This window comes from Pontibacter sp. HJ8, from assembly GCF_054824225.1.
This window is the reverse complement of the sequence record NZ_JSYF01000541.1, coordinates 1-2525: the sequence shown is the minus strand read 5'-3', so window position 1 is coordinate 2525 and position 2525 is coordinate 1. Positions and strand designations below refer to the sequence as shown.

Here is a 2525-nt window from a genome sequence, read left to right as displayed (position 1 = left end):
CGGCCCAAAGAAAAGCTCCCAGAAAGCCTGCTGCTACCGTGACGCTTATGGCGATAAGTAAGAAGATGATGAACATGGCGTATTGAGTTATGAGTCTTGAGTTCTGAGTCCTGAGTTTATTCTCATTTCTCATTTCTCATTCCTAATTCTTAATTTGAAATTCTTAATTAATCAAAGTCCGGCGCGTTTGGCGGCGTACTTCACGGAGAGCGTGGCAAAGGTCATCACGCTCAGGGTGCTGATCGGCATTAGGATGGCAGATACGATGGGAGTGAATAATCCCATCACCGCCATGGTTAGCCCCACCACGTTGTAGGCCAGCGAAACGGCGAAGGTCAGCAGGATGAGCTTCATAGTCTTTCTAGAGAAGTTGAGGAAGACGCTCAGCTTGTCAAAGGCCTCCGCATCGAGAATGGCATCGCAGGAGGGTGAGAAGTTGGACACGCTATTGGTCAGTGCTATACCTGCATCGCTCTGTTTCAGCGCACCGGCATCGTTCAAGCCGTCTCCCACCATCAGCACCTGGTGCTGTCCCTGCTGCTTGAGGCGCTGGATGTATTCCAGTTTCTGCACCGGTGACTGGTTAAAGTTCAATTCGGCTTCCTGGCCCAGCAGTTCTTTCAGACGTGCTTCCTCGTGGTTGTTATCCCCGGAAAGCACAGCAATCTTCTTATCGCCAAGTCCCTGTAAGACTGACTGCAGCCCTTGTCTGTATACATTGAAGAAGGTATAATACCCCAGCACGATGCCGTCCACGGAAACGTAGACCGTTGTCTTCAGTGTGTCTTTCAGTTTATCCGCCGGAACGCCCAGGTAGGCCGAAGAACCGATCCGGACGAAGAGCCCGTTGACATCACCTGCCAGTCCTTTGCCGGCATATTCCTGGAAATTCTGAACCGCCGCTGTCTCGCCCGATAAGGCCTGGCTGATGCGCTGGCTCAAGGGGTGCGTGGAATGACGCAATACCGAAAGTATCGCTTGCTTCTGCTCAATAGATAGTTCTTTGCCAGTGTAAGTTAGCTCCGCTGAACTTGGCTCGGTCAGCGTACCCGTTTTGTCAAACACGACCGTATCGATCTTAGCCAGTGTCTCCACGACAGCTATGTTCTTGAGGTAAAACTTGTTCCGGCCAAACACCCGCACGGTATAGCCGTGTACAAAGGGCGTAGCCAGGGACAAGGCACAGGGGCAGGCAATGATGAGCACGGAGGTAAATGCTTTTATGGCTATGTCCGTGTCGCGTGGCACCCAGTAAATGAGGGATCCCGCAGCTACCATCAGGGTCACGATAATGAACCACTTGCCGGCAATGTTGGAGTAGGTATGCAGGTTTTGCACTTCGTTTTTAGAGAACACGTTGTCATTCCATAGTTGCGTCAGGTAACCTTGCGATACTTCTTTGACGATCTCCAGCTCAATGCTCTCTCCTACCTGGCGTCCTCCGGCATAAATCACTTCTCCCATCACTTTCTCCACCGGCTCCGATTCACCCGACACAAAGCTATAATCGATCATGGCGCGGCCCCGCAGCAGGATCGCATCGGCAGGTATAAGCTCCTGATTCCGGATCCGGATCCGGTCCCCTACTTTCAGGTTTCGTACGGCTGTAGAGGACTCTTCCCCGTTCTCTTCGAGCACGGTGATGGATACCGGGAAATAAGAGGTATAGTCCCTGTCGAAGGAAAGCGTGTCGTAGGTTTTTTGCTGAAAATACTTGCCGATCAGCATGAAGAACACCAGCCCGGTAAAGGAGTCCAGGTAGCCTGGCCCGCGTCCTGTCAGAATATCAAACAGGCTCACGAAGAAGAGCGCCAGCAGGCCGGTCGAGATGGGCAGGTCGATGTTGACCATACGCTGCCGTATACCCTGCCAGGCAGAAGTAAAGAAACCACGGGCACTGTAAATGAAGACAGGTATAGCAAGCAGGATGCTCAGGTAACCGAAGAAAGAGCCAAAGTTTCGTTGCAGCCCCTGTGTAAAGTCTAGGTAGTCCGGGAAAGCGAGCAGCATGACGTTACCGAAGGCAAACCCTGCTATACCTAACTTATAAGTAATGGTGCGGCTTTGCCTGCTTGTTTTTTTGCCGTCCGTATCGGCCAGTGTGATGGCCGGTTCATAGCCGATGCGGGCCAGCAGCGCCACTACCTGGCGCAGAGACGTTTTGTCGTGGTGATAGGTGATCGCCACTTCTTTGCGGAGGAAGTTGACGGTAGACTCGGCTACACCCGGATTGAGTTTAAACAGGTTTTCCAGCAGCCAGATACAGGAGCTGCAGTGCATCTGAGGGATGTAGAAAGTCAGTTTAGCGATCTTATCGCTCTTGAAATTGAGCAGCTGCGCCTCTACACCTGGATCATCCAGGTAGGCGAATCGGGCATCCGAAAAGGGCTTTTTGCCTGACAGCCCCGGATTTTCTTCTAGGTTAAAGTAAGTGCAGAGGTTATTTTCTTCGAGTAGTTCATAAACAGCTTTACACTCATCGCCGCAGAACGCTTTGTCGTGCGCCAGAACGGGTTCGTCCTTGC

At 51.9% G+C, this 2525-nt stretch carries 1 protein-coding gene; it reads right to left on the bottom strand.

The genetic code is table 11. The features are described 5' to 3' along the window. Positions 1-171 precede the first annotated feature (171 nt). Positions 172-2525, bottom strand: a 2354-nt coding sequence (locus OB13_RS19080; RefSeq protein WP_461491777.1) for a heavy metal translocating P-type ATPase, incomplete at its 5' end; no start/stop codon positions are given.